Origin of the sequence: Amantichitinum ursilacus (assembly GCF_001294205.1) — a bacterium.
In the GTDB taxonomy this organism is placed as follows: domain Bacteria; phylum Pseudomonadota; class Gammaproteobacteria; order Burkholderiales; family Chitinibacteraceae; genus Amantichitinum; species Amantichitinum ursilacus.
In genome coordinates this window covers 30,276-53,235 of the sequence record NZ_LAQT01000026.1, presented here as the reverse complement: position 1 = coordinate 53,235, position 22,960 = coordinate 30,276, and the positions used below count along the sequence as shown (strand labels likewise).

Genomic DNA, 22,960 nt, shown 5'->3' with positions numbered 1-22,960 from the left:
TTCCACGCCTTTTTGTTGACCAGTCCAGCCCGTTATTGCGCGGTCTTGAATGGAAAGCCCAAGGCATCCACAAACGGCCCGCGTAGAAAATCCGCCAGCTCATCCAGCCGCGCCTGCACGCTGAACATCTCGCCGCGCCATTGGCCCGGCTGCTGTTCAAATCCCACCGGCAGTGCTGCCAGCGCCAGGCGCACATTGATGATTTTTTCCTGTAATTGCGGCCCGGTGCTGACATCGCCGCGCGAGGCCAGCAAATCATCAAAACCCAGGCCGGATGGCGCGCCAAGCAGCGTGTTCTCGATGCTGTTAAGGCCCGCTTCCAGATTGGCCTTGCCGCTACCCGAACGCCAGCCGCGCAAATCGGCTTGCACTGGATCGGTATGGCCTTGCGCCAACTGGCGCTGGCCCAGTTCCTTGATGCCCGCCACCGCATTACCCAGGGCTTCGATCAGATACGGCGTTTGCAGGGTGGCGTTGTAGCCGAAACCGGTGCGCAGCGTGTTCCATTCCAGCGCCAGCGTTTGCGCGCGCCGCGCCATGCCGTTGGCGACCCAGCGGCCAAACTGGCATTGCTGCGGTTTGCTCAGCGCGGGTGCGGTTTTAAAGCGGCCGCTAAATAACAGATATTCCAGCGCAGGCAGGCCGTTGCCGCCTGCGGGCAGCAGGGCGGATTCATATACGGCTTGCGGGCTGTCCGGGTCTGCTGGCGTGCGCTGGATGTTTTGCGCCAACACGGCCTCATCCAGTGGCCACGGCTCGAACTGCCGCAAGGCATCTTGCTGGCGGTTGGGGCCGATGCGCAGCGTTTCCATGCCGCGCCAGATCTGATCGGCACTGCGCCAGGCACTTTGCGCCGCCGCCAGGTGTTCGGCATCGGGCGTGGCGCAGACGTCGGTCATGCGCTGCGCGAGGGTTTGCGTGGCTTCCACCAGCCGCTTTTGCGCGGGCAGCGCCACATCATCCAGCAGGCTTTGCGCCAGCGCGGTGGTTTGCATCGGCGCGGCGTGCGCCGGTTGCGCCGCAAGCAGGGCCGCGCCAGTCAGCGTAAGCGCTAGCAGACGTACTTTCATCGTGTTGTCCCCATCGGTGTGCCGCTGCGCTGGCGGCTTTTTAATATGCTTTGGCTGTATGCGCGCAGGGCATCATAGCCTGAGCGGCGCGCGCCAGGAATCCACGCCGCACGCGCCTTGCTTTTTATGCGGGTAGACGCGAAACTGCCCGCCTTGATCGATCTGTAACGGACTCTTTTGCAATGGCTTTTTATATTCGCGCGGACAGCGTACCCGAACTGCAAGGGCTTACCCGCTGGGAACAACGCGTGTTGTTGCGTGGCACTTTTGTTAAAGAACGCATGATTTCGACGTTGGTGCTGGCGGTGGTGGCGTTTTTAACCGTGCCGTTTGGTATCAATCCGCTGTTGCATCATCTGGTGCCCGGCATTACCAATGATTCCGGCGTGTACATGGCCGTGCTGGTGGTGTGGGTGTTTGTACTGCTGGGCGCGCGCGACATTGTGATGATGAATCTGTTGCGCAACAAAATTGCGGCGCATCGCGCCAAAGCGCCGGTGACCGTACCTGTGGACGCATCCAATGAATAAATCGTGGCTGGCGCTCGCGGCGCTGCTGGTGGCGGCTTTGGCGCAGGCGCAACCCCAGACCATTGCGCTGGACGTCGGGCATTACCTCGAAAAGCCGGGTGCGACCAGCGCATTTGGCGTCACCGAGTTCAGCTACAACCAGGCCCTGGCCGAAGCCGTTAGCGAAAAGCTGCTGTCGGCCGGTTATACCGTGCGCCTGATTGGCGATGATGGCCAGGCCAAAGACCTGCATCGGCGCGCCGCTGCGGCCAGCGGTGCGGATTTGCTGGTGTCGCTGCACCATGATTCGACCCAGCTGCAGTTTATGCAAAGCTGGACCGTCGAAGGCGCCAAGCAGATGTATTCCGAGCACAGCAAGGGTTTCTCGGTGTTTGTCAGCCGCGACAATCCGCAATTTGCGCGCTCGGCGCGTTGCGCCACGGCTTTGGGCCAGCAAATGCAAGCGCATGGTTTTAGCGTCAATGCCAGTCATGCCGAAAAAATCCCCGGCGAAAGCCGCGACTGGCTGGATGAGAAAGCGGGCGTGTATACGGCTGACTTTACCGTGATCAGCGAAAGCAAAGTGCCTGCGCTATTGCTGGAAGCCGGCGTCATCGTTAATCGCGACGAAGCGCCCAGGCTCAGCAGCGCCACCACACGCGCCGCCATCGGCGACGCCATCCTGGCCGCCGCCAAGGCGTGCTTGCAGTAAGCGCCCGCGATACAGGCCCGCCGCGTGCTCAAGCGTAGCGCGCGTCGGGAATATCGCGGTGCATCAGCCGGAAGGGTTCCGGCCGCGCCAGACCGTAGCCTTGCGCATAATCGACGCCCAATTGGCGCAGGGCATCGGCAATGGCCTGGTTCTCCACAAATTCCGCCACGGTTTGTTTGCCCATCAGATGGCCGATTTCATTGATGGCGCTGACCATGGCGCGGTCGATCGGGTCATTGAGCATGTCTTTGACAAAGCCACCGTCGATTTTCAGATATTGCACCGGCAAGTGCTTGAGATAGCCAAACGACGACATCCCTGCGCCAAAGTCATCCAGCGCAAAGCAGCAACCCAGCGCGCTTAATTGCTGCATAAACCAGGTGGCGCGCGTCAGGCTGGCGACGGCGGTGGTTTCGGTAATCTCAAAGCACAGCCGCGCCGGATCAATGCCGCTTTGCCGGATCTGCTCCAGCGCGTATTGCAGAAAGTGTTCATCGCCCACCGACGCGCCTGACAGATTGATGGCGCACAAGGCCAAGGGCGGCAGCCCGGCTTGCTCGCGCGCGGCCAGGGTTTTGAGCGTGTTCAGCAGCACCCAACGGTCGATATCGGGCATCAGGTTGTAGCGCTCGGCCGCAGGGATAAACGCCATCGGCGGCACGATCTGATCGTGCTCATCCAGCAGCCGCAACAATACCTCCACATGGCGCTGGCCAAAGCTGGCGCTGCTGAGGCCGACAATCTCCTGCGCATACAGGCGAAAGCGATCTTCACTTAGCGCGCGCTTGAGCCGCTGCACCCATTCCATTTCGCCATGACGCAAGGTGACCTCGTGATCTTGCGGCGAATATTGCTGCACCCGATTGCGGCCTTTTTCCTTGGCCATATAACAGGCGGCGTCGGCGGCGCGCAGTAGTTCTTGCAGGGCCATGTGGTTATCGCCGATATGCACCATGCCGATGCTGGCGCCAATCGCAAACGACTGGCTGCCAAAGGCAAAGTGAAAATCGCGCACCGATTGCCGCAGCGTTTCGGCGATGCGCAAGGCTTGCTCAGGCGCACAGTTTTCCAGCAAAACGCCAAATTCATCGCCGCCAATACGCGCCAGCGTGTCGGTCTGGCGTAGATGTTGTTGCAGCACGCCGGCCAACTGACGCAACAGCTCGTCGCCTGCAGCATGGCCGCAGGTGTCGTTGACGATCTTGAACTGGTCCAGATCCAGAAACATCAGCGCGTGTTGCGCAGCGCGCTGCAGCGTGCGGTTGTACAGCTGAGCCAGGCGGCGCTCGAACTCGCGCCGGTTCACCAATCCGGTTAGCGCATCGTGGCTGGCTTGCCAGCTCAGGTTGGCGGCGTATTGGCGCTCGCGCGTGGCGTCGTGCAATACCAGCACCATCCCGGTGACATCGCCGTGGCGGCCGCGCAAGGGCGCCAGCGCCCGGTCGACCGAGACTTCAACCCCGTCATGCCGCAGCAAGCGGAAATCACGCAGATTGGGGTCCAGCGCGTCGGGCAGATTGGCGTCATCGGCTAACAGGCTGATGGCCATCTCGGTCTGGTCCACCAGTCGGCAGATATCGTCCAGGCTGCGCGCAGCAGCGGAATCGCGCGCGATGCTGAGCAGGCGTTCGGCGGCGGGGTTCAGATACTGGATGCGGCCGAGGATATCGGTGGTAATGACCGCGTCGGCAATCGAGGCCAGCGTGATTTCGGCTTTTTCTTTTTCCAGATGCAGCGCCAGTTCAGCCGCTTTGCGATCGGTAATATCGGTAATCGAGCCCGCCATGCGCACGGGGCGGCCTTCCAGATCAAACGCCGCCCGCCCGCGCACGCGAAACCAGTGATAGCCGTTGTGGCCAGTCAGCACGCGATACTCCACATCGTGCGCCTGGCCGTTGCGAAATCGCTTGCTGCGCGCCACCGCAATCAAGGGCTGGTCGTCGGGATGCACGCGATCAAACCAGGCGTCGGGCGTTTCGGCCAGTTCGTGTTCATTAACGCCCAGCAACTGGCGAAAGCGCGGGGAATACCAGACATGGTCGGTGGTCATGTCCCAATCCCAGATGCCGTCGTTGCTGCCGTTTACCGCCAACTGAAAACGCTGTTCGCTATGGCGTAATGCGGCATCCGACAATTCGCGCTGCCGCACCAGCTTGAAAGTGCGACGCAGCGCCAGTGCAATCAACAAAATGGCGGCGAGAGTAAAGCCGCTGGCCAGGCCAACCTCCATCTTGCGGGAGGCGTGGCTGAGCCGCTGCGAGAATTCTGCCTCCAGTGGCGTGAGCGAGGCATTGAGGGTGCGGATTTGCTGGCGCAGGGTGTCGAGATCGGCCGTGGAGACATTTTCGCGTTCGCGTAATTGGCGCGCGTGCGCTGCCAGCTGCTGTAGCCGGTTGATCTGCATATCGGCGCGCTGCCACACATCGATGGCGGCCGCGATGTCCGGGGCCCATTTAAAGTGCAGATACAGCCGGATCATGCCGGGAATATCCGCGCGATCGTTGCCACCTTGTAGCAGGTTGGTGGTGATTACGGCGCGATCCGGCCTGGGCATATCGAGTTCGAGCCGGGCACGCTGGTCGGCCAGCGGGATGGCGACTGCGGCCTCGTAGGCCCGGTAATCGCGGACTTCGCCGTAATCGATATAGCGCGCCAGGTAATAGGCCGCGTCTTTCTGACCCTTGGACCACATGCTCTCGCCGCCCACATAGGCGCGGCCCGCCGCCAGCAAATCCAGACAGGCCCACTGCAGCATGACCAGCACGAGCACGATCAGCATGAAGGGCCAGACTATGGCCAGCATGCGCTGCAGAAAATACAGCCGTGACGTGTTCATCACCGAGCGGTTTCCTTGTGTTGCGATCAGCGGCAACCCTTCGGCAGCAGGGGAGTGGTGGCCAGCGTTGATGTCGAATGATTGCCGGCCCCAATAGTTAAGTAGTTACTAATGTTTTTACAACATTGCAACCCGCTTTTTGCATCGGTAAGACACACGGAGTTCCGCAACCGTTTGTAGCGCGTGACGAAGTGCACCATTGTGTGCAAGCCGTTACATCGCCTGTCCCCGCGCCACGCCGCCCCAGTCGTTAATCCTGTGTATTCATCGTGGAAGGAAACGACTATGCGTCGATTAGCGATTTTGTTGGTGCTGGTGGCGGGTGCACTCAGCGGATGTATCGTTGTTCCGCTGGACGGCCCCGGCTATTATCGCGGCCCGGGTTATGGCTACGGGCCGTATCACCATGGACATTGGTAGGGCGGGTGCTGCGCTAACTGAGAGGCAAAACAGCCGACGTGGGATGCATCGGCTGTTTTGCCTTTGGCCAAAGCGCAAGCATCAATCCGCTTGCGGTGGCGGATTGCCTTGATCGAGCGATGGAGTGGCGACGTCCAGCCCACGTACCGTGCGCTTTGCGGGTAAAAGCACTGCGGCCGTAGCGACCGGCCAAAAAAAACGCGCCACCAGGGCGCGTTTTTGGCGAAGGCGATCAACGCCTTCAGTCAAGCCATCAGAACAGCAATTGCTTGATGTCGTCCTTGGCCGCAACGGTAAATTTCTGCTCGGTCGAGATCGATGTCTTGCCGTCAAAGCGTTCGATGCGATACAGCGTGCCAAACGAGAACGTCGGCGCTGCTGCGCCTTGGCCGCCCGCGACTTCGGCGCCGCGACGCACGTTGTCGGCCATCCAGCCCGGCAGGCGCAGATGGTAGGGGTTACGTTCGACTTCGCCCACGTGGCACGCCAGCGCCACGATCAGGTCGGTGGTGTCTTCCACGCTGGTTTCGATCAGCGCATTGGGCTTGTCCATCTGACGCCAGAATTCGCTAAACGCCACATGGCAGGCGTGGCCGCTTTTGCGCAGCGCGTCCATGGCCAGAAAGTGCGTGCCGATATGCACAGCGTGATAGTCGTTGTCGTTGGGGAACACACACACGGCGGGCTTGTATTCTTCGATCAGCTTGACGATCACATCCACCTTTTCCGCCCACGCCGCTGCGTTGCCTTCGCGGGTTTTAAGGTTGACGTCCATCAGGCCGCCGGGGATGGTTTCGCGCAGTTCAAAGCCGAGGTATTTGCAGGCGTTGGCCAGTTCGGCCCAACGTTCGGGCTGGCGCTTGAGGCTGGAGCCTTGCGATACCGCAATGTTGACCACCTTGAAGCCCGCTTCGCGGCCCAGGCGCAACGGCAGCGCGCCGATGATGCACTCGTCATCCGGGTGCGGCGCAAAAATCAGTACGACGGGTGCGTTGGCGGCCGAGGTATCGGCATGCGGCTGCAGGCCATCCAGCGAGGAGAACAGCGGGGCATCTTTTTTTTGTAGCAAGGCATCATGCGCCTTGACCAGATCGAGATAGATTTCTCTCATTTTTGTTTCCATCCTTGTTTCGTTTCCGGGACCTTTGTTCTGCCCGGAAGTATAGGCACGAGGCCAGGACGGCGGCAACGAGTGCTGCGGTTTGACGGGCGGCGCGGGCATAATACGGCGCATAACACACAACAAACGAGCAACCGCATGTTCAAGTATTTTCGTGGCGCGCTGTGGGTGACCGTCATCGGCCTGACGCTGGCGGGGGTAATCGGCGGCAGCGCCGGGCTTTGGGCCGCGTTCAATCTGGCCCTGCTGGAAACCAGCCTTAGTTTTGATAACGCCGTGGTCAACGCCAGCATCCTGCGGCATTGGGACCCGGTGTGGCGTAAACGCTTTCTGATCTGGGGCATGCTGATTGCGGTGTTTGGCATGCGCGTGCTGTTTCCGCTGGTGATTGTGGCGGTGATTGCGCACGCACCGCCGCTGCCGGGGCCGATGTCGTTGTGGGACTGGTATCAAAGTGGCGAATGGCCCGCGCACGACGTGCTGTCGATGGCCATCGTTGCGCCGCAGCGCTATGCCGATACGCTGCAGTCGGCGCATATCGAAGTGATGGCGTTTGGCGGTACGTTTTTGCTGCAGGTGTTCTGGCATTTCTTTTTAAACCAGAACAAGGAAAGCCACTGGCTACGGCCCATCGAGCGCGCCATGCAAAAGCTGGGCCGCCTGGAAATGGCTGGCGCGGTGATGACGCTGCTGGGTTTGCTGGTGCTGGCCGATACGTTGCCTGATGCCGAGGGCTTCCGGCTGCTGATTGCAGGCGTTTGGGGACTGATCGCCTATATCGTGGTTAACGGCCTCAGCGCTTTGATGGGGCAGGAAGGTGACACGGTGCAGATGGGCTGGGCCGGCTTTCTGTATCTGGAAGTGCTGGATGCCTCGTTCTCGTTTGATGGTGTGCTGGGTGCGTTTGCACTGACGCGCAACATCTTCCTGATCGCCATCGGTCTGGGTATCGGCGCGATGTTTGTGCGCAGCTTTACGCTGATGCTGGTCGAAAAAGGCACGCTGTCCGAATTACGCTACCTGGAACACGGCGCATTCTGGGCGATCGGCGCATTGGCAACAATCATGTTGCTGGCGCCGGTAGTGGAGGTGCCCGATGCCGCCACCGGGGGCATCGCCGCCATCCTGATTGTGCTGGCGGCGGCGCATTCATGGCAGGCCAACCGCAGTGACCGCCGGCGTGGCATCGGCCCTACCGGCGGTGATGGCGCTTAATGTCGCGGCTTGAGCTGGCCGCGCGTGCGCCACATCGAATACAACACGCCAGCCAGCAGCAAGCCAAACGTGACACTGAGCGACAGCGCGGCGGGCACGGCAATACCGGCATGTACCAGGCCAATTTTGGTGCCGATGAAAATCAGCACCAGCGCCAGCGCGTATTTCAGATATTCAAAGCGATGCACCATGCTGGCCAGCGCAAAGTACAAGGCGCGCAAGCCCAGGATGGCGAAGATGTTGGACGTGTACACCACGAACGGATCTTGGGTAATCGCAAAAATGGCCGGGATGCTATCGACCGCAAAGATCAGATCCACGCCTTCAACCATCAGCAGCGCCAGCAACAAAGGCGTCACCCAGCGGCCCGGCGCGAGGCCATGCTGCGTGCCATCAACCATAAAATGATGGTCATACAGCCGATCAGTCAGTCGTAGGCGCGCTTTTAAAAACTGATAGAGCTTGCTGTTGTGGATGTCTTCTTCTTGCTCACGCGCCAACAGCATGCGAAAGCCGGTGACCAACAAGAACAAGCCAAAGATCAGCAAAATCCACGAGAATTCGTGTACCAGCGTCGCGCCCACGCCGATCATGATGGCGCGCATGACCAACGCGCCCAGGATGCCCCAGAACAACACGCGGTGCTGATGAAGTCGCGGAATCGCCAATTGAGTAAAGATCAGCGAGATCACAAATACGTTATCCATCGATAACGATTTTTCGACCAGGAAACCGGTGTAATAATCGAGGCCGTCCTTGGGGCCGCGGGTAAACCAGATATACGCGCCAAAGGCGAGACCGGCGCAGATATAAAACGCCGATAATTTCAGGCTTTCGGCGATGCCGATTTCGCGCTCTTTGCGATGCAGCACACCCAGATCGAACGCCAGCAAGGCGACGACCACCACGGCGAAAACGCCCCAACTTAACAGATCGGTCACCCGGTTAACCTCATATGCAGTTTGACTATTGTGTGTGATGCGGCCGCGCTCTAACGGCGCGGTATGACGATGACTACGCCAGACTGATCTTTGCCGATGACAAGAGTTCAATGCTGATCGACAGCCACTGCCATCTTGATGCGCCTGAATTTGCCGCCGACCGCGCCGAGGTCGTGGCGCGCGCCCGCGCTGCGGGCGTTACCCAGTGGGTGGTGCCGGCTGTCAGCGCCGAGACGTTTGCTACTACGCTGGCGATGCGCGAATACGCCGGCGCTGCTTTGGCGTTTGGATTACATCCTGTTTATGTGAATGTGCATCAGGACGCGCATCTGGCCGAGCTGGCGCAATGGCTGGCGCGTGAGCAGCCCGTTGCAGTGGGTGAAATCGGCCTCGATTTTTATGTGCAGGGGCTCGATGCGGCGCGACAAGTGGCATTGTTTGAGGCGCAGCTCAAGCTGGCGCGGGATTTTGATCTGCCGGTGATTGTGCATATCCGGCGGTCGCAAGATCAGGTGCTCAAGTATCTGCGCAAGTGGAAAGTCAAAGGCGGTATCGCGCATGCGTTTAATGGCAGCGAGCAGCAGGCGGCGGAATTTATCAAACTGGGTTTCAAGCTGGGGTTTGGCGGGGCGATGACTTATAGCGGCTCGCAACGCATACGGCGGTTGGCGGCGGGGCTGCCCATGGAAGCCATCGTGCTGGAAACCGATGCGCCCGATATCCCGCCCGCATGGCTGGACCGACAACGCAACGAACCCGCCCAGATGCGCCGCTTTGCCGAAGTGCTGGCCGAATTGCGCGGCAGCACGGTGGAAGCGATTGCCGCCGCCACCGTGGCCAATACGCGCGCGGTGCTGGCGGTGCCATCCTCGACTTAAGCGTTGGAACGCAGCGCCTGCGCCGTTGACTTATAACGCGGCTTTGACGTCCGCCAGCGTACGCGCTGCGATGTGCCGCGCGCGTTGCGTGCCTTCCTGCAATACCCGTTGCACGCCGGCCAGGTCTTGCGCCAGCTGTTGCCGCCGTTCGCGGACCGGCTCCAGAAAGCGCTGCACGCAGTCTTCCAGATGATGCTTGATCACCGCATCCGACAAGCCGCCACGGCGGTATTTGGATTTCAGGTCATCCAGAAAATGAATGTCGGTTTCAAACGCATCCATAAAGAAAAACACTTCGTTATGTTCGACATCGCCTGGGGCAAAGCGGCTGGTGCGGCTCGGGTCGGTGGCCAGCGCGTGGATGGCGGCGCTGATCTGGTCCGGTGTGGCGCTAAGCGGCAACTGATGAGCCGCCGAGGTCAACGCCGTGGTATTGCGCGCATTGGCGGCCATCACTGGCGCGGCCGCCACCAGAATCTGGCTGCCAGCGCGCTGGTTGATGTGCTGCACCAGATCGTTGCCACGTTGTACCAGCGCGGCCTGGGCCGGGTTGGTGGTGGGAATCAGCCGGGCCTGCAGCGCGGTAATTTCTGGAATGTGATGGGCGATCTGTTGGTCGTCGGCTGCCAGTACATCGCTGCCCAGACGGGCGTAGCAGGCAGCCAGCTCGGTGAGCTCGGGCATCTGCGCACGAACCGCGATGGTGCTGCGTTGCGGATCGATGCCAATGGCGAGGTAGTCGAGCGCGATCTCTTGCACGCTCAGCTCATTGGTATCTACGCCATCGCTGAGTAACAAGAACTGTTGATGCTTTTCTTGATAAGCCAACCGATGTCGCAGTGAACGCACGTAATGACCGAGACCCAGCGCGCCGGTGGCGCGGTCGCCGGTCAACAAGGTCTGATTCGGGGGAATTACGGTCATTTCGGTGCTCCTGGGTTTTTAAGAAGCGCCGATTCGGGGGAGGGGAGTACCAACAACAAAGCCGCCTGAATCGGCGGCTTCGTATGGATATGACAATACGCGTGGCCGCCTGGTTAGCGATACCACCAATAAAAGTTTGCAGCGAACGATGCCGGTTGGCAGGACTTTTGCGTATTCATAGCGGCAACTATCGCCTGGACAAGGCAAAGCTGTAAAGCTCTTTCTTGTGTAGGTTTATGGATGACGACTACCGCACACCGGGCAGGCAGGGTCTTTGCGGTAGCGCATTTCGCGCCACGAAAGATCGCGTGCATCCAGCAATTGCAGGCGTCCCACTAGCGTTTTGCCGATGCCAGTCAGTACTTTAAGTGCCTCGGCCGCCTGGCCGGTGCCGATCATGCCGGTAAGTGGCGCGAACACGCCAAACGTGGCGCAAGGGCTATCACTCGCGTCGCCATCTTCGCCAAACAGACAGTGATAGCACGGGTTGGCGGCATCACGCAGATCAAACGTGGTCAGCTGGCCATCAAAGCGCACGGCCGCGCCAGACACCAGCGGCACACCCGCCGCCACGCAGGCGCGATTGACCGCATGGCGCGTGGCAAAGTTATCGCAGCAATCGAGCACCACATCGGCTAGCCCTACTTGCTCGGCCAGGCGCTCGCCCAGCATGCGCTCGGGCAAAGCGATGATCTGGATTTCGGCATTGATGGCGTGCAGCGTCTGTTGGGCCGATTGCGCTTTGTTTTGGCCGATGCGGGCGCTGGTATGCACAATCTGGCGCTGCAGATTGGTCAGATCGACCTCATCGGCATCGGCAATGACCAAGGTGCCCACACCGGCTGCCGCCAGATACAGCGCCGCAGGCGCGCCCAGCCCTCCCGCGCCGATAATCAATACGCGCGCGCGGGCGAGGCGCTGTTGGCCTTCGATACCCAATTCATCCAGCAGGATGTGGCGGCTGTAGCGCAGCAATTGCTGATCGCTGAGATCAACCTGGGCGGAGGGGGAAGGTGGGGCGGAAACAGTCATGACGGCGGCGGCTTGTACAAGCGCGCCGCGGCGTTACAGGTAGCGGCGCAATTCTTCGGGAGTATCGTCGTGGTCACCATGCGGATGGTGATCCCACATCTGCACATACACATCGCGCGTTTTGGTCGGATGCTCTGGCATGTGCATGTTATCGCGCTGTACGTCTTCGGTGTAATAGACGATGGCACGTTTGATCTTTTGCAAAATGCTGCCATCCAGATGAAAGCCGTTTTGCTGCAGCTGGGCTTCGAGTTCCTGCAAGGTATGTTCCATCACGTCGTAATGCACGCTGACGCGATGTTCGGCCGAACAGGACTGCACCACTACGCCGGGCAGGCGCCCCAAAGCGCGAGCGGCCTGTACGGCCTGATCCGGGGGCAGGGCAAAGAACACGATATCGTGTGTTTTAGCGCGTTCAACGGGAGTGGTCATAACAACCGTCCTCGGCTGCGGGTGGCGGTGCTTTGAGCTTAGACTTTTTGTGGCGTGATGGCTCAGTCCGATGGCATAAACGGCAAGAAAAAGCCCCGCTTGCGGCGGGGCTTTCAGTAACGCAGTGCAGCTTACTTCGCGGCGGAAATCGACGCGGTCGACGGCTTGGGCTTGGGCAGTTGCGTTTCTTTGTTCAGCAACAGCTGTTGCACCTTCAGCACGTTGATCGCCTGTTGCAACTGGTAATCCTGCTTGGACACCAGTTCGCGCGTGGGCAGATCGTCGTCCGGTGCGCTGGCATCCTGCTTGCCTGGCTTGCCCGATTTGACCGGCGCCGCCTGATTCAGCTTGACGGCCGGCACCAGATCTTTGTCTTTGCTCTTGGCGGCCGGTTTGCTGGCGTCAGTCGGGTTGTTCAGATGGTGTTCCAGATCGGCTTCATGCATCTCGAAACCGGTGGCTTCCCGACCATTGACCGTGGCTTCCGCTACCTCGATATCCGGCGTGATGCCCTTGGCCTGGATGGAGCGGCCATTCGGCGTAAAGTAACGCGCCGTGGTGATCTTGAGGGCAGACGTGGCATCGATCGGCAGGATGGTTTGCACCGAGCCCTTGCCGAAGGTTTGCGTACCCACAACCAGTGCGCGCTTGTGGTCTTGCAGCGCGCCCGACACGATTTCGGAGGCCGATGCCGTGCCGCCGTTAACCAGCACCACGATCGGCACATTCTTCACATCGGCGGGCGTGTTCTTGAAGTAATCAGTCTTGCTGTCGTCACGCATATAGTTGCTGCGGTCGGCAGTCAGACGCACTTTCGAATCTGCGGTGCGGCCTTCGGTGTACACCACCAGATCGCCTTGCGGCAAGAACGCAGCGGATACGCCCACGGCCGAGTTGAGCAGACCGCCCGGATCGTTACGCAGATCCAGAATCAGGCCCTTCAGCGGCGCTTTGTTGTCCTTGTACAGTTTGTTGAGCGCCTCAGCCAGATCCTCGGTGGTGCGTTCCTGGAACTGGGTGATACGGATATAGCCATAGCCCGGCTCAGCCAACTGCGACTTGACGCTTTGCACCTTGATGACGGCGCGCTTCATCGGCAGCACCAGCGGTTTGGTTTCGCCCTTGCGCAGGATGGTCAGCGTGACCGTACTGCCCGCCTTGCCGCGCATCTTGGAGACCGCGTCATTCAGCGACATACCCTGAACCTGGGTGTCGTCGATCTTGACGATGTAATCGCCCGGCTTCACACCCGCTTTGAACGCGGGCGTATCTTCGATCGGGCTGACCACACGCACCAGGCCGTCCTGCATGTTTACTTCGATACCCAGACCGCCGAACTCGCCTTGCGTGTTCACTTGCAGATCTTTATAGGCATCTGCATCAAGGTAATCCGAGTGCGGGTCGAGGCCCGACACCATGCCCTTGATGGCATTGGAAATCAGCTTTTTGTCTTCGACCGGCTCAACATAGCTTTGCTTGATCAGGCCAAACACCGTGGAAAACGCGCGCAGCTCATCCACCGGCAACGGGTTGCTGGTGCTGGCTTCTTTATCGGCGACGGCGTTAAAAGACAGGCTCAGGGCCACGCCAAGGCCCGCGCCGGCCAACACCAGCGCAATCTTTTGCATCTTGCTTGCCGGTTTGTGGCCCGGCTTTTTAAGACTGGACATTCCAGTTGCTCCAAATGTTTTGGTTATTACAGCTATCCAGCCCAGACGAGCGGGTCAAGGGGGCGGCCATGTTGGCGGATTTCGAAGTATACCCCCGAATCTCCCATGCCACCGCTGTTGCCACTGGTGGCGATTGCATCCCCTGCTTGTACCTGATCACCAACGCGTTTCAGTACACTTTCGTTGGCAGCGTACAGACTCATGTAGCCGCCACCGTGATCGATAATGATCAGATTTCCAAAGCCACGCAGCCAGTCGGCAAACACCACGCGACCACTGGCCACCGCCTTCACTGGCAGGCCACTGTCGGCCTTGATGAACACCCCTTTCCAGCTGGTGCCTTCGGCCCGCTGCGCGCCAAACTTGCCCATCACGGTGCCTTTTAGCGGCAGCCGCAACTTGCCGCGCAACGCAGCAAACTGCTGCCCCGATTGACTGGAGTCCGGCTCTGCGTCGTTCTGGCGTGTGACTTGCGGCTTGAGCTGCGTGCCCTCGTCATTGTTGGCGGTTGTGGGCGGCGGTTCGGTCGGCGTTGGGGTGGTGTTCTTGTCGGTGCTTGCTGATTGTGGCTTGCCTGGCTGCTGTTTTGCCGCCAGTTGTTGTTTGCGTTTGGCCGCAGCCGCCGCGGCGGCTTCACGCGCCTGCCGTTGCACTTCGGCTTTCTTGCGCGCCGCTGCTTCGGCCGCGCGTTTTTGTTCTTGCTGTTTAATGATCGCCTCAAGCCGCGTAATCAGCGTGCTGAGGCGTTTCTCGTCGCCCTGCAATTTGCCGATCTGATTACGTTGCGATTCGATCTGCTGCGACAACGTTTTAACTACGCGCTGCTTTTCTTCTTGCTGATCCAGCAGCTCTGCCTTTTGTTGGGCTTTCTGCCGGGCAAGTTCCTGCAGCGCTTCATTTTTCTCGCGGATCTGCGCGGCCAGCGTATTCAGCTGTTCCAGTTGCGATTGCAACTGGCGCGCCAGTTGCTGCTGCGCCGCGGCCAGATAACGGTAATAAGTGAGTTCGCGGCTGGTTTGCGTGGGGTCTTGCTGCTCCAGCGCCAGGCGCCAAGCTTCCAGCTCACGCGTTTGATAGCGGCTTTTGATTAACGCAGCCAGCCGCGACTGGCTGACGCGGATATTGCTGCGTGTGGTGGCGACGTCGATTTCCAGCCGCGCCAGCTGCGCGCTGGTCAGCTCACGTTGGTCCGACAAATCATTCAGCACACGATTGGCGTCCGAGATGGCGCTTTCGGACTGGCGCAATGCGTCGGTGGCGTCTTTGCGCTGCGATTCATTGTTGGCCAGATCATGCTTTAGCACATCAATCTGGCCGCGCAGCTCGGTGAGTTCCTGCTTTTGTGCGGCGGTATCAGCCACGGCAGGCGCCGCCAGGGCGGTATGCGCGCAGGCGGTGAGAGCAAGACCAAGAATCAGGATATGTCGGCTCGGCACGAGTCGGGGATGCGTATCTATTTAATTAAAGTGGGTCATAACGTTCGGCAGCGCCAAATGGCGGCATGAACGCGGTTTCGGGCCCGCAACAGGCAGCGCCGACAAAGGTAACACGCCCATTGCGCGCTGGGTATGGGGCAAATTCGACCGATGATCTTGCAAAACGCTACCGTGCGTGCGTCATCACATGCCGTTTGATACAAATGGGGATACACTGCCGCGCAGCCTGCGGCATGTTGTCAAATCTGAACACGTACGTGTTTTACCTTGTGTGTTTTACTAATCAGCGCGTTACGAGCCGTTGCCACGCGCAAATGGTCTGGTTAGTATCCACATCTGGCGGATGACGGTCCAAGCGTTTATTCCGTTTCAGTAAACAGGGCGGCAACGCCCCGCACATTAGAAAACGAGGCAGATGGACAATCATTCCTACCTGATGACTGATGACCACATCAATCAGGCCTCCCGCGCGATGAAAGCGATGTCTCACCCGCTGCGGCTCAAGATCCTCTGTGTATTGGGTGATCGCGAAGTCAGTGTTCAGGACATCGTGGACCAGGTGGGCACCACTCAGTCAAACATCTCTCAACATCTGGCCTTGATGCGTGAGAAGGGCGTTTTGCGCACGCGTAAAGATGCCAATCGCGTGTATTACCGGGTGGGCGATATTCGCACCCTGGAGGTAATCGCCATGTTGCGCGACGTGTTCTGCGGTTTTTCGCGCTGACACGGCCCGCATCCGGCGATGCGAACAATAAGAAAGCGGCGCACTGCGCCGCTTTTTTTCGTCCATTGTTTGCGTTGTCATGCCACCAGGCGGGCGGCTGTTACCGCGCGGCGATCAGGGGCTTGAGCGCTTTCTGCACCGCATCGGCCTTCATCACGCCTAATTGTTGCGCGGCGATATGGCCTTTGCGATCCAGAATCAGCGTAAACGGCAGCCCGCCTTGCACATTGCCCAAGGCCAGCATCATATCCATGCCGTCCGCGTCGCCTAGCAAGATCGGGTAAGTAACGCCGTATTGCTTGATGAATTGCGTTACCGCAGGCGCTTCATCAATCGCCACCCCCACAAACTGCACCGCATCGCCATACTGCTTTTGCAGTTTGACGAAGGCAGGGGTTTCTTCGCGGCAGGGTTCGCACCAGGTGGCCCAGAAATTAAGCACGATTGGCTTGCCGATCCACTGCGACACTTTTTGCGGCTTGCCTTGCAGATCTTTCAGCGGTTTATCCAGTGCGGTCGCGGCAAACGCATGCGCCGTCAGCAGCAAAACCAACACCGATATCCAGCGAGTCAGACACATCGGGCGCATGGGCCACTTTCCTTATTTTTTGGTCGTGCCAAACAGCTCGTCTTTCTTGCTGCCCGACTGCACTGCATGCGAGGCATTGTCGGTAGGCAGTTTCAGCGTGACGGTTTGCGGCGGATAGCACACGCCGGCGTCGGCGCAGCCCTGCATCTTGACAGTCAGCGCTGTGCTGGCGGGCCATGCCGTTTTGCTGGCCAGGCTCAGGTTAAACGGATGCGGATAGACTTCCATCTTGCCGAAATTAGGGTCGTTCTTGATCTTGCCGGCCGGAAAAGTGCTGTCGAACGCGGTAGTGGGATTAGCCGTGACCTTGATGCGGTCGTGATACAGGTAATAACCCGGCGCAACCGTAAAGATCACGTTCAGATGATTGGCGTCCACTTGTTCGACGCTGGCTTTAAACGCCTCGGTGGGCGGCAGCAGGTCTTTCTGGTCAACGGCAAAAGCGGCGGTGGTGGCCAGCCCGCAGGCGGCAAATAGCAAAGAAGACAGCAGGCGCTGCACGGTTCAGTTCTCCAGTGCGTTGTCGGCCAGCCAGTGCAGATAAGGTGCAAAGCCGGCCACAACCGGTGTGGCGATGATTTCGGGTACATCATACGGATGTTGCGCGGCCAGCCAGTCTTGTAGGGCCGGATAGCGTGCGCGCGTGGTCTTGATCAGTAACGGAACTTCCGTGGTCGTTTCGATTCTGTCTTGCCAGCGGTAGACTGACCGGACTTCTGGCAGCAGGTTCACACAGGCGGCCAATCGGGCCGCCACAATTCCCTGCGCGAGGGTACTCGCCACTGCGCCGTCCGGGCAATTGCAAAACACCAGAAGGGCCGCATCTAACGCGGCCTGTTCATCGGAAAATTCCATGCCTTATCTCCTTCTTGGCCTGCTGGCCTGGCCCGTGCTCGAAATCGTGGTCATGATCATGGTGGCTCACGCGTTTGGCGTGGGCGTGCTGCTGGCGTGGCTGGTGGTGGCTGCTATCGTTGGCGGCCTGATGCTGCGTCACCACAAAATGGCCGTGGCCTGGTCCTTGTTCGACGACCTGCGCGCCGGTCGCGTCAAGACCAGCAGTTTGTTCTGGGTGGCGCGCTATTACATCTCGGCCGTGCTGTTGCTGTTGCCCGGCATTATCGGCGATGTGGTGGCACTGATCATGCTGTTGCCATGGCCCGGTGGTGGCCGCAGCAATGGCGGCAATGGCCCCGGGCCGCGTGTGCCCGAGGGCGTGATCGAAGGCGATTATCGTCGCATCGATCCCAAAGTTGGCCCGGATCGCCAGTTGGGCGACTAAGCGCCAGCGCGCAAAAAAGGACACCCGAGGGTGTCCTTTTTTATGCACGGCGCAGCCATCACGCCACGATGCGCACGTATTGCAGGATGGTGGGTTCCAGATCAGCCACCACCACATTCAGCAGCAACTGGATCACCAGCACCAGAATCAATGGCGAGATATCCACGCCGCCGATGGTGGGAATGATCCGGTGCAACGGTCGCAAAAACGGCCCGGTCAGACCTTGCATGATGGGCATCAGCGGATTGTATGGCGACATCCACGACATCAGCGCCTGGATAACCGTCGCCGCAAACAGCAAGTACAGCGACATCTTGGCCAGCTCCAACAACGCCACCGCCATCAGCGCGGCAATCGACACCGCGGAGCTGAGCACCGGCGGCCACGGCGCAATCACCATCAGCAAGGTATGCATCAGCAAGGCCACCAGCCACGCCAGCACGATGCTGGCCGTGTCATAGCGGCGCACCGCCGGCAGCACCTTGCGCAGCGGCAGCACCGCCCAGTTGGTGGTGGCCAGCACAAACTGGCCCAGCGGATGTTTAAAGGAAATGCGGCCCGCTTGCAGATAGAAGCGGGTTAGCAGCAGCAGAATAAAAAATTCCGCCAGCACATGGATCAGATAGCTCAGCGCGTGATCAATCATGCGTGGCCCCGTTTACAGATCAGCATCGCGGCCCAGCTCTTCGCCCAGTTCACGCGAACGGGCGGCGGCTGCAGCGGCGGCGGCAATAATGGTGGCGCGCATCTGGCTGTTTTCAAACGCGTTGATGGCGCGCTCGGTGGTGCCGCCTTTGGACGTCACCTTGACGCGCAGGGTGGCGGCATCGTCATCGCTTTCCAGCGCCAGTTTGACCGAGCCCGCTACGGTTTGATAAGCCAGCAAATGCGCCACGTCGGGGCTGAAACCCTGGGCGCGCGCGGCGGCCTGGAGTGCTTCCATAAAATAGAACACATAGGCCGGGCCGCTACCGGAAATGGCGGTCAGGCCATCAATCTGGCTTTCTTCGTCCAGCCACACCGTTTTGCCGATCGAGGTAAAGATGCGTTCGGACAGCGCACGATCTTCCGCGTTGACTTCCGGGGCGGCATACAAGCCCGACATGCCCGCACGCACCAGCGCCGGCGTATTGGGCATCACGCGCACAATGCGGCGATAACCATCCAGCCAGCGCGAAATGGTCTCGGCGCGTACGCCTGCGGCAATCGAAATCAACAGAGGCTGGTCGCCGTTTTGCAGCGCCGCCTGCACGACGGGGCGCAGTTGCTGCGGCTTGACCGCAAAGATCACCACATCGCTGGCGGGCCGCGGCGCGTCGGGCGCGCTGACGCTCACGCCGAATTCTTCGACCAACTGGTCGCGCCGGGCGGCGTCGGGTTCTACCACGTGCAGTTGATCAGCGCTGAAACCTTGCTGGGTCATGCCGCCAATCAGGGCGCCGGCCATATTGCCGCCACCGATAAAGGTGATCTTCATGTTTTCGTTTTATCCCGTCTTGACTGATGCTCGACTGATCGCGCTGGCGCGTCAGGGTTCCCGCTCGAACGCAGTGGCTGCGTGTGAATAAGCCGCAGTGCGCGAGGGTGGCCGGGTCTGGCGCCCAGTAGTGGATGAGGCCATCAGCATGCTGTTTCAATATTGCGGTCGCGGCGGCGTGACGGCCCGCGACAAGTGCTGGCGATTATGCCGTCATTTTTGGCGGTCTTGCGCCAAATAATGCGGTACCGACGCGCACCACGGTGGCGCCATGCGCGATGGCCAGTTCCAGATCGGCTGACATGCCCATCGACAAGGTATCCAGCTGCAACCCCCCAGCATTGAGCTTTTCCAGCAATACAGGCAATGCGGCAAACTGCGTAGCTAGTTTTTCGGCATCGGGCGTCGGCTCGGGGATGGCCATCAGGCCGCGTAATTGCAGGCGCGGCAGGGCGGATACCGCTTGCGCCAGCGCCAATGCGTCGGCAGGCGCCACGCCCGATTTGCTGGCCTCGCCCGACACATTGATCTGCACGCACACCTGCAGCGGCGGCAGCTCGGGCGGGCGCTGTTCGGACAAGCGTTCGGCGATCACCAGGCGATCAATGGCATGTACCCAGTGCGCGCGCTCGGCCACCAGCCGGGTCTTGTTGCGCTGCAGCGGGCCAATAAAGTGCCATTGCAGATCGGCGTGATCGCGCAAGGCCTCGTGTTTTTCCACCAGTTCCTGCACATAGTTTTCGCCAAAGCTGCGCTGGCCTAGCGCATACAGATCGGCAATGTCGGCCGCGCCAAAGGTTTTGCTGACGGCCAGCAATTGCACCGAGGCCGGGTGGCGCCCGGCAGCCTGTGCGGCCTGGGCAATGCGCGCCAGCACCTGGTCGCGGGCGGGCGCAAGAGAAGCGGAGGTCATAGCTGTCTTCAATAAAAGGGGCGGCCACGGCCGCAGGATGAGCGCGATTATAAAAGCGTTGCCCGACTAAATGCGTAGCGCCGCGCTGACTGCGCCACCTGGGCATCAAGCGGGGCATTGCCTGGCCTGATGCGATGCCGCGTGCAATAGATGCCACACTGGCGTCCGTCCGTAAGCGTAGCCTCGCGCCTTGTCGGTTGGGCAGTAGCCAGCGCGGCCAAAGTTACGCGATAGTGGCCGCCACAAGCATCGCTGGCGCGTGTGCGGGCGTGGCTTTGCCGATACAACGGCCGGTTTGTGCGCGCTGTTGCCACGGTGCTGCTTTAGAATCGCGTCAGTCTGTCACGCCGTGTCATCGTGTATCGCGCACACGGCGTTTGCTTGTTTCGGCCCGCTGGGGCCTACCCCGTTGCGGCTCAGCCCACGGCGGGGCACACCTTTACTTCTGGAGCCTGGTTTTTTCATGGAAATCTCGGAACTGCTCGCGTTTGCCGTCAAGAACAAGGCTTCTGACTTGCACCTCTCATCCGGCTTGCCGCCGATGATCCGCGTGCACGGCGATGTCCGCCGTATCAACCTGCCGCCGCTGGAACACAAAGACGTGCACGACATGGTGTACGACATCATGAACGACGGTCAGCGCAAGGTGTACGAAGACACGCTGGAGTGCGATTTCTCGTTTGAAATCCCCAACCTGGCGCGCTTTCGGGTTAACGCGTTTGTGCAGAACCGCGGCGCGGGCGCGGTGTTCCGGACCATTCCGTCCAAGGTGCTGACGCTGGAAGAACTGAACGCGCCGCGCGTATTCCAGGATATCGCGCAGAACCCGCGCGGTCTGGTGCTGGTAACCGGTCCGACCGGTTCGGGCAAATCCACCACGCTGGCCGCGATGGTCAACTACATCAACGAAAACGACTACGGCCACATCCTGACCGTAGAAGATCCGATCGAATTTGTGCATCAGTCCAAAAAGTGTCTGATCAACCAGCGCGAAGTGGGGCCGCATACGCTGAGCTTCTCCAACGCACTGCGTTCGGCGCTGCGGGAAGATCCGGACGTGGTGCTGGTGGGCGAAATGCGCGATCTGGAAACCATCCGCCTGGCGCTCACCGCCGCGGAAACCGGCCATTTGGTGTTCGGCACGCTGCACACCAGTTCCGCCGCTAAAACCATTGACCGCGTGGTTGACGTATTCCCGGCCGCCGAAAAAGAAATGGTGCGCGCGATGTTGTCCGAATCGCTGCGCGCGGTGATCTCGCAAACGCTGATCAAAACCAAAGACGGCCAGGGCCGCGCCGCCGCGCATGAAATCATGATCGGCATTCCGGCGATCCGTAACCTGATCCGCGAAAACAAGATTGCGCAGATGTATTCCGCCATCCAGACCGGCCAGCAGTTTGGTATGCAAACGCTGGACCAGTCGCTGCAAACGCTGGTGCAACGCAACATCATCAGCAATGCCGAGGCCCGCACCAAGGCGGCCATGCCGGATAACTTCAAAGGTTAAGTCTGCTGGCAAGATCGCCGGGCCGCCGCCTGGCGATTTTTGCCGTGCGGCGGTAGTGCAGCCCAAAACCGTATTCAATAATCAAAAGCAGCGCCACTTACAGCGCGACCACACCCCACTGGAACAGCGATGGAAAAAGAACAATCCGCCAAATTCATGCAGGACTTGCTGCGCCACATGCGCGCCAAGGGTGCGTCTGACTTGTTCATCACCGCTGATTTTCCGCCCGCCATGAAAATCGATGGCAAGGTCACGCCGGTGTCCAACCAGTTGCTGAGCGCGCAACACACCAAAGAACTGGCCCGGGCAATCATGAACGACCGCCAGGCCGAAGACTTTGAAGCCACCAAAGAATGTAACTTCGCCATCAGCCCGGGCACGCTGGGCCGCTTTCGCGTTAACGCGTTCCTGCAGCAAGGCCGCGTGGGCATGGTGCTGCGGACCATCAACAGCCAGATTCCGCGCCTTGAAGACCTGGGCTTGCCGCCGGTGCTGAAAGACATCGCCATGACCAAGCGCGGTCTGGTGATTTTTGTTGGGGGTACCGGTTCGGGCAAATCGACCTCGCTGGCGGCAATGATTGGTCACCGCAACGAACACGCGCACGACCACATCATCACCATCGAAGATCCGATCGAATATGTGCACGAGCACCGCAAATCGATCATCACGCAGCGCGAAGTGGGCGTGGATACCGACAGCTGGGGCGCTGCGCTGAAAAACACGCTGCGCCAGGCGCCGGACGTGATTTTGATCGGTGAAATCCGCGACCGCGACACCATGGATTACGCGATCGCCTTCGCCGAAACCGGCCACTTGTGTATGGCCACGCTGCACGCCAACTCGGCCAACCAGGCGCTGGACCGGATCATCAACTTCTTCCCGGAAGAACGTCGCGCGCAATTGCTGATGGACTTGTCGCTTAACCTGAAAGCCTTTGTGTCGCAGCGCTTGTTGCCGCATCGCTCGGGCAAAGGCCGCGTGGCGGCGGTGGAAGTGATGCTGAATTCGCCGCTGATTTCGGATTTGATCTTCAAGGGCGAAGTGCACGAGATCAAGGAACTGATGAAGAAATCGCGCGAGCTGGGCATGCAGACCTTCGATCAGTCGTTGTTTGATTTGTTTGAAGCGGGTCTCGTTAATTATGAAGACGCCCTGCGCAACGCCGATTCGGTGAACGACCTGCGCTTGCAGATCAAACTGAACGGTTCGGATGCGCGCACGCGCGACGTGCTGTCTGGCATCGATCACCTCGATATCGTGTAATAAC

24 protein-coding genes are annotated in these 22,960 nt (G+C 59.9%); 9 read left to right on the top strand and 15 right to left on the bottom strand.

What is annotated here, in order from left to right:
* Positions 1-32: 32 nt before the first annotated feature.
* The gene (locus WG78_RS15835; protein ID WP_053938812.1) at positions 33-1,070 is read right to left on the bottom strand and encodes an imelysin family protein; all 1,038 of its coding nucleotides are present in this window, start codon (positions 1,068-1,070) and stop codon (positions 33-35) included.
* Between the two features lie 182 nt (positions 1,071-1,252).
* Between WG78_RS15835 and WG78_RS15830 the strand changes: the two genes are divergently transcribed.
* Positions 1,253-1,600 (top strand): hypothetical protein, encoded by a 348-nt coding sequence (locus tag WG78_RS15830; protein ID WP_053938811.1) that lies wholly within the window; start codon positions 1,253-1,255, stop codon positions 1,598-1,600.
* Positions 1,593-2,291, top strand: coding sequence for an N-acetylmuramoyl-L-alanine amidase family protein (locus tag WG78_RS15825; protein WP_053938810.1), 699 nt, complete (start codon positions 1,593-1,595; stop codon positions 2,289-2,291). The genes WG78_RS15830 and WG78_RS15825 overlap by 8 nt, the downstream gene beginning before the upstream one ends.
* Positions 2,292-2,319: 28 nt before the next feature.
* On the opposite strand, the gene WG78_RS15820 is transcribed toward WG78_RS15825, so the two are convergent.
* A complete protein-coding gene (locus WG78_RS15820; protein WP_053938809.1) occupies positions 2,320-5,127 on the bottom strand; it encodes an EAL domain-containing protein in 2,808 nt (935 codons plus the stop codon).
* Between the two features lie 285 nt (positions 5,128-5,412).
* Here WG78_RS15820 and WG78_RS23280 point away from each other — a divergent pair, with 285 nt between their 5' ends.
* Positions 5,413-5,547, top strand: coding sequence for a hypothetical protein (locus WG78_RS23280; protein WP_269082674.1), 135 nt, complete (start codon positions 5,413-5,415; stop codon positions 5,545-5,547).
* Between the two features lie 253 nt (positions 5,548-5,800).
* On the opposite strand, the gene WG78_RS15815 is transcribed toward WG78_RS23280, so the two are convergent.
* The gene (locus WG78_RS15815; RefSeq protein WP_161805132.1) at positions 5,801-6,658 is read right to left on the bottom strand and encodes a PIG-L deacetylase family protein; all 858 of its coding nucleotides are present in this window, start codon (positions 6,656-6,658) and stop codon (positions 5,801-5,803) included.
* A gap of 147 nt (positions 6,659-6,805) precedes the next feature.
* Between WG78_RS15815 and WG78_RS15810 the strand changes: the two genes are divergently transcribed.
* On the top strand, positions 6,806-7,882 hold the full coding sequence (locus tag WG78_RS15810) for a DUF475 domain-containing protein (protein WP_053938807.1): 1,077 nt from the start codon (positions 6,806-6,808) through the stop codon (positions 7,880-7,882).
* On the opposite strand, the gene WG78_RS15805 is transcribed toward WG78_RS15810, so the two are convergent.
* Positions 7,879-8,823, bottom strand: a complete 945-nt coding sequence (locus WG78_RS15805) for a TerC family protein (RefSeq protein WP_053938806.1) — start codon at positions 8,821-8,823, stop codon at positions 7,879-7,881. The genes WG78_RS15810 and WG78_RS15805 overlap by 4 nt on opposite strands.
* Positions 8,824-8,933: 110 nt before the next feature.
* On the opposite strand from WG78_RS15805, the gene WG78_RS15800 reads away from it, so the two are divergent.
* Positions 8,934-9,701, top strand: coding sequence for a TatD family hydrolase (locus WG78_RS15800; protein ID WP_053938805.1), 768 nt, complete (start codon positions 8,934-8,936; stop codon positions 9,699-9,701).
* A 30-nt stretch (positions 9,702-9,731) separates the two neighbouring features.
* On the opposite strand, the gene WG78_RS15795 is transcribed toward WG78_RS15800, so the two are convergent.
* The 5 genes from WG78_RS15795 to WG78_RS15775 form a co-directional block, all read right to left on the bottom strand.
* Entirely contained in the window at positions 9,732-10,625 is an 894-nt protein-coding gene (locus tag WG78_RS15795; protein WP_053938804.1) for a hypothetical protein, read from the bottom strand.
* 234 nt (positions 10,626-10,859) lie between these two features.
* The gene (locus WG78_RS15790) at positions 10,860-11,657 is read right to left on the bottom strand and encodes a HesA/MoeB/ThiF family protein (protein ID WP_053938803.1); all 798 of its coding nucleotides are present in this window, start codon (positions 11,655-11,657) and stop codon (positions 10,860-10,862) included.
* 33 nt (positions 11,658-11,690) lie between these two features.
* Positions 11,691-12,089, bottom strand: a complete 399-nt coding sequence (locus WG78_RS15785; RefSeq protein WP_053938802.1) for a polysaccharide biosynthesis tyrosine autokinase family protein — start codon at positions 12,087-12,089, stop codon at positions 11,691-11,693.
* Positions 12,090-12,220: 131 nt separating this feature from the next.
* Entirely contained in the window at positions 12,221-13,759 is a 1,539-nt protein-coding gene (locus WG78_RS15780) for a S41 family peptidase (RefSeq protein WP_236692061.1), read from the bottom strand.
* Positions 13,760-13,791: 32 nt separating this feature from the next.
* Positions 13,792-15,120 carry a murein hydrolase activator EnvC family protein gene (locus WG78_RS15775; RefSeq protein WP_152969241.1) on the bottom strand — a complete coding sequence of 443 codons (1,329 nt, stop codon included), beginning with the start codon at positions 15,118-15,120 and terminating at the stop codon, positions 13,792-13,794.
* 490 nt (positions 15,121-15,610) lie between these two features.
* Here WG78_RS15775 and WG78_RS15770 point away from each other — a divergent pair, with 490 nt between their 5' ends.
* Complete coding sequence (locus tag WG78_RS15770; RefSeq protein WP_053938800.1) at positions 15,611-15,922, top strand: ArsR/SmtB family transcription factor; 312 nt, start codon at positions 15,611-15,613, stop codon at positions 15,920-15,922.
* A gap of 100 nt (positions 15,923-16,022) precedes the next feature.
* Here WG78_RS15770 and WG78_RS15765 read toward each other — a convergent pair whose 3' ends face one another.
* Genes WG78_RS15765 through cutA form a run of 3 tightly spaced genes read right to left on the bottom strand, consistent with a single transcriptional unit; the run spans position 16,023 to position 17,366 of the window.
* Positions 16,023-16,511 (bottom strand): TlpA family protein disulfide reductase, encoded by a 489-nt coding sequence (locus WG78_RS15765; RefSeq protein ID WP_083459215.1) that lies wholly within the window; start codon positions 16,509-16,511, stop codon positions 16,023-16,025.
* A 12-nt stretch (positions 16,512-16,523) separates the two neighbouring features.
* Positions 16,524-17,012 carry a protein-disulfide reductase DsbD domain-containing protein gene (locus WG78_RS15760; RefSeq protein ID WP_053938798.1) on the bottom strand — a complete coding sequence of 163 codons (489 nt, stop codon included), beginning with the start codon at positions 17,010-17,012 and terminating at the stop codon, positions 16,524-16,526.
* A gap of 3 nt (positions 17,013-17,015) precedes the next feature.
* Positions 17,016-17,366 (bottom strand): divalent-cation tolerance protein CutA, encoded by a 351-nt coding sequence (cutA, locus tag WG78_RS15755; protein ID WP_053938797.1) that lies wholly within the window; start codon positions 17,364-17,366, stop codon positions 17,016-17,018.
* Here cutA and WG78_RS15750 point away from each other — a divergent pair.
* On the top strand, positions 17,365-17,793 hold the full coding sequence (locus WG78_RS15750; RefSeq protein WP_053938796.1) for an FxsA family protein: 429 nt from the start codon (positions 17,365-17,367) through the stop codon (positions 17,791-17,793). The genes cutA and WG78_RS15750 overlap by 2 nt on opposite strands.
* Before the next feature lie 58 nt (positions 17,794-17,851).
* On the opposite strand, the gene WG78_RS15745 is transcribed toward WG78_RS15750, so the two are convergent.
* The 3 genes from WG78_RS15745 to WG78_RS15735 form a co-directional block, all read right to left on the bottom strand.
* On the bottom strand, positions 17,852-18,439 hold the full coding sequence (locus WG78_RS15745; protein WP_053938795.1) for a YggT family protein: 588 nt from the start codon (positions 18,437-18,439) through the stop codon (positions 17,852-17,854).
* Positions 18,440-18,451: 12 nt separating this feature from the next.
* Positions 18,452-19,270: a pyrroline-5-carboxylate reductase gene (gene proC / locus WG78_RS15740; protein WP_053938794.1), complete on the bottom strand. Its 819-nt coding sequence runs from the start codon at positions 19,268-19,270 to the stop codon at positions 18,452-18,454.
* 205 nt (positions 19,271-19,475) lie between these two features.
* Positions 19,476-20,183, bottom strand: a complete 708-nt coding sequence (locus tag WG78_RS15735; protein WP_053938793.1) for a YggS family pyridoxal phosphate-dependent enzyme — start codon at positions 20,181-20,183, stop codon at positions 19,476-19,478.
* Positions 20,184-20,646: 463 nt separating this feature from the next.
* Here WG78_RS15735 and WG78_RS15730 point away from each other — a divergent pair, with 463 nt between their 5' ends.
* Both WG78_RS15730 and WG78_RS15725 read left to right on the top strand, forming a co-directional pair.
* Positions 20,647-21,690 carry a type IV pilus twitching motility protein PilT gene (locus WG78_RS15730; RefSeq protein WP_053938792.1) on the top strand — a complete coding sequence of 348 codons (1,044 nt, stop codon included), beginning with the start codon at positions 20,647-20,649 and terminating at the stop codon, positions 21,688-21,690.
* Between the two features lie 129 nt (positions 21,691-21,819).
* Entirely contained in the window at positions 21,820-22,956 is a 1,137-nt protein-coding gene (locus WG78_RS15725) for a PilT/PilU family type 4a pilus ATPase (protein ID WP_053938791.1), read from the top strand.
* Positions 22,957-22,960: the final 4 nt, after the last annotated feature.

Bases quoted from the DNA above. Each gene is read 5' to 3' on its own strand.
- WG78_RS15835 (WP_053938812.1), bottom strand. From the start codon at position 1,070: ATGAAAGTACGTCTGCTAGCGCTTACGCTGACTGGCGCGGCCCTGCTT.
- WG78_RS15830 (WP_053938811.1), top strand. From the start codon at position 1,253: ATGGCTTTTTATATTCGCGCGGACAGCGTACCCGAACTGCAAGGGCTT.
- WG78_RS15825 (WP_053938810.1), top strand. From the start codon at position 1,593: ATGAATAAATCGTGGCTGGCGCTCGCGGCGCTGCTGGTGGCGGCTTTG.
- WG78_RS15820 (WP_053938809.1), bottom strand. From the start codon at position 5,127: ATGAACACGTCACGGCTGTATTTTCTGCAGCGCATGCTGGCCATAGTC.
- WG78_RS23280 (WP_269082674.1), top strand. From the start codon at position 5,413: ATGCGTCGATTAGCGATTTTGTTGGTGCTGGTGGCGGGTGCACTCAGC.
- WG78_RS15815 (WP_161805132.1), bottom strand. From the start codon at position 6,658: ATGAGAGAAATCTATCTCGATCTGGTCAAGGCGCATGATGCCTTGCTA.
- WG78_RS15810 (WP_053938807.1), top strand. From the start codon at position 6,806: ATGTTCAAGTATTTTCGTGGCGCGCTGTGGGTGACCGTCATCGGCCTG.
- WG78_RS15800 (WP_053938805.1), top strand. From the start codon at position 8,934: ATGCTGATCGACAGCCACTGCCATCTTGATGCGCCTGAATTTGCCGCC.
- WG78_RS15795 (WP_053938804.1), bottom strand. From the start codon at position 10,625: ATGACCGTAATTCCCCCGAATCAGACCTTGTTGACCGGCGACCGCGCC.
- WG78_RS15790 (WP_053938803.1), bottom strand. From the start codon at position 11,657: ATGACTGTTTCCGCCCCACCTTCCCCCTCCGCCCAGGTTGATCTCAGC.
- WG78_RS15785 (WP_053938802.1), bottom strand. From the start codon at position 12,089: ATGACCACTCCCGTTGAACGCGCTAAAACACACGATATCGTGTTCTTT.
- WG78_RS15780 (WP_236692061.1), bottom strand. From the start codon at position 13,759: ATGTCCAGTCTTAAAAAGCCGGGCCACAAACCGGCAAGCAAGATGCAA.
- WG78_RS15770 (WP_053938800.1), top strand. From the start codon at position 15,611: ATGGACAATCATTCCTACCTGATGACTGATGACCACATCAATCAGGCC.
- WG78_RS15765 (WP_083459215.1), bottom strand. From the start codon at position 16,511: ATGCGCCCGATGTGTCTGACTCGCTGGATATCGGTGTTGGTTTTGCTG.
- WG78_RS15750 (WP_053938796.1), top strand. From the start codon at position 17,365: ATGCCTTATCTCCTTCTTGGCCTGCTGGCCTGGCCCGTGCTCGAAATC.
- cutA (WP_053938797.1), bottom strand. From the start codon at position 17,366: ATGGAATTTTCCGATGAACAGGCCGCGTTAGATGCGGCCCTTCTGGTG.
- WG78_RS15745 (WP_053938795.1), bottom strand. From the start codon at position 18,439: ATGATTGATCACGCGCTGAGCTATCTGATCCATGTGCTGGCGGAATTT.
- proC (WP_053938794.1), bottom strand. From the start codon at position 19,270: ATGAAGATCACCTTTATCGGTGGCGGCAATATGGCCGGCGCCCTGATT.
- WG78_RS15735 (WP_053938793.1), bottom strand. From the start codon at position 20,183: ATGACCTCCGCTTCTCTTGCGCCCGCCCGCGACCAGGTGCTGGCGCGC.
- WG78_RS15730 (WP_053938792.1), top strand. From the start codon at position 20,647: ATGGAAATCTCGGAACTGCTCGCGTTTGCCGTCAAGAACAAGGCTTCT.
- WG78_RS15725 (WP_053938791.1), top strand. From the start codon at position 21,820: ATGGAAAAAGAACAATCCGCCAAATTCATGCAGGACTTGCTGCGCCAC.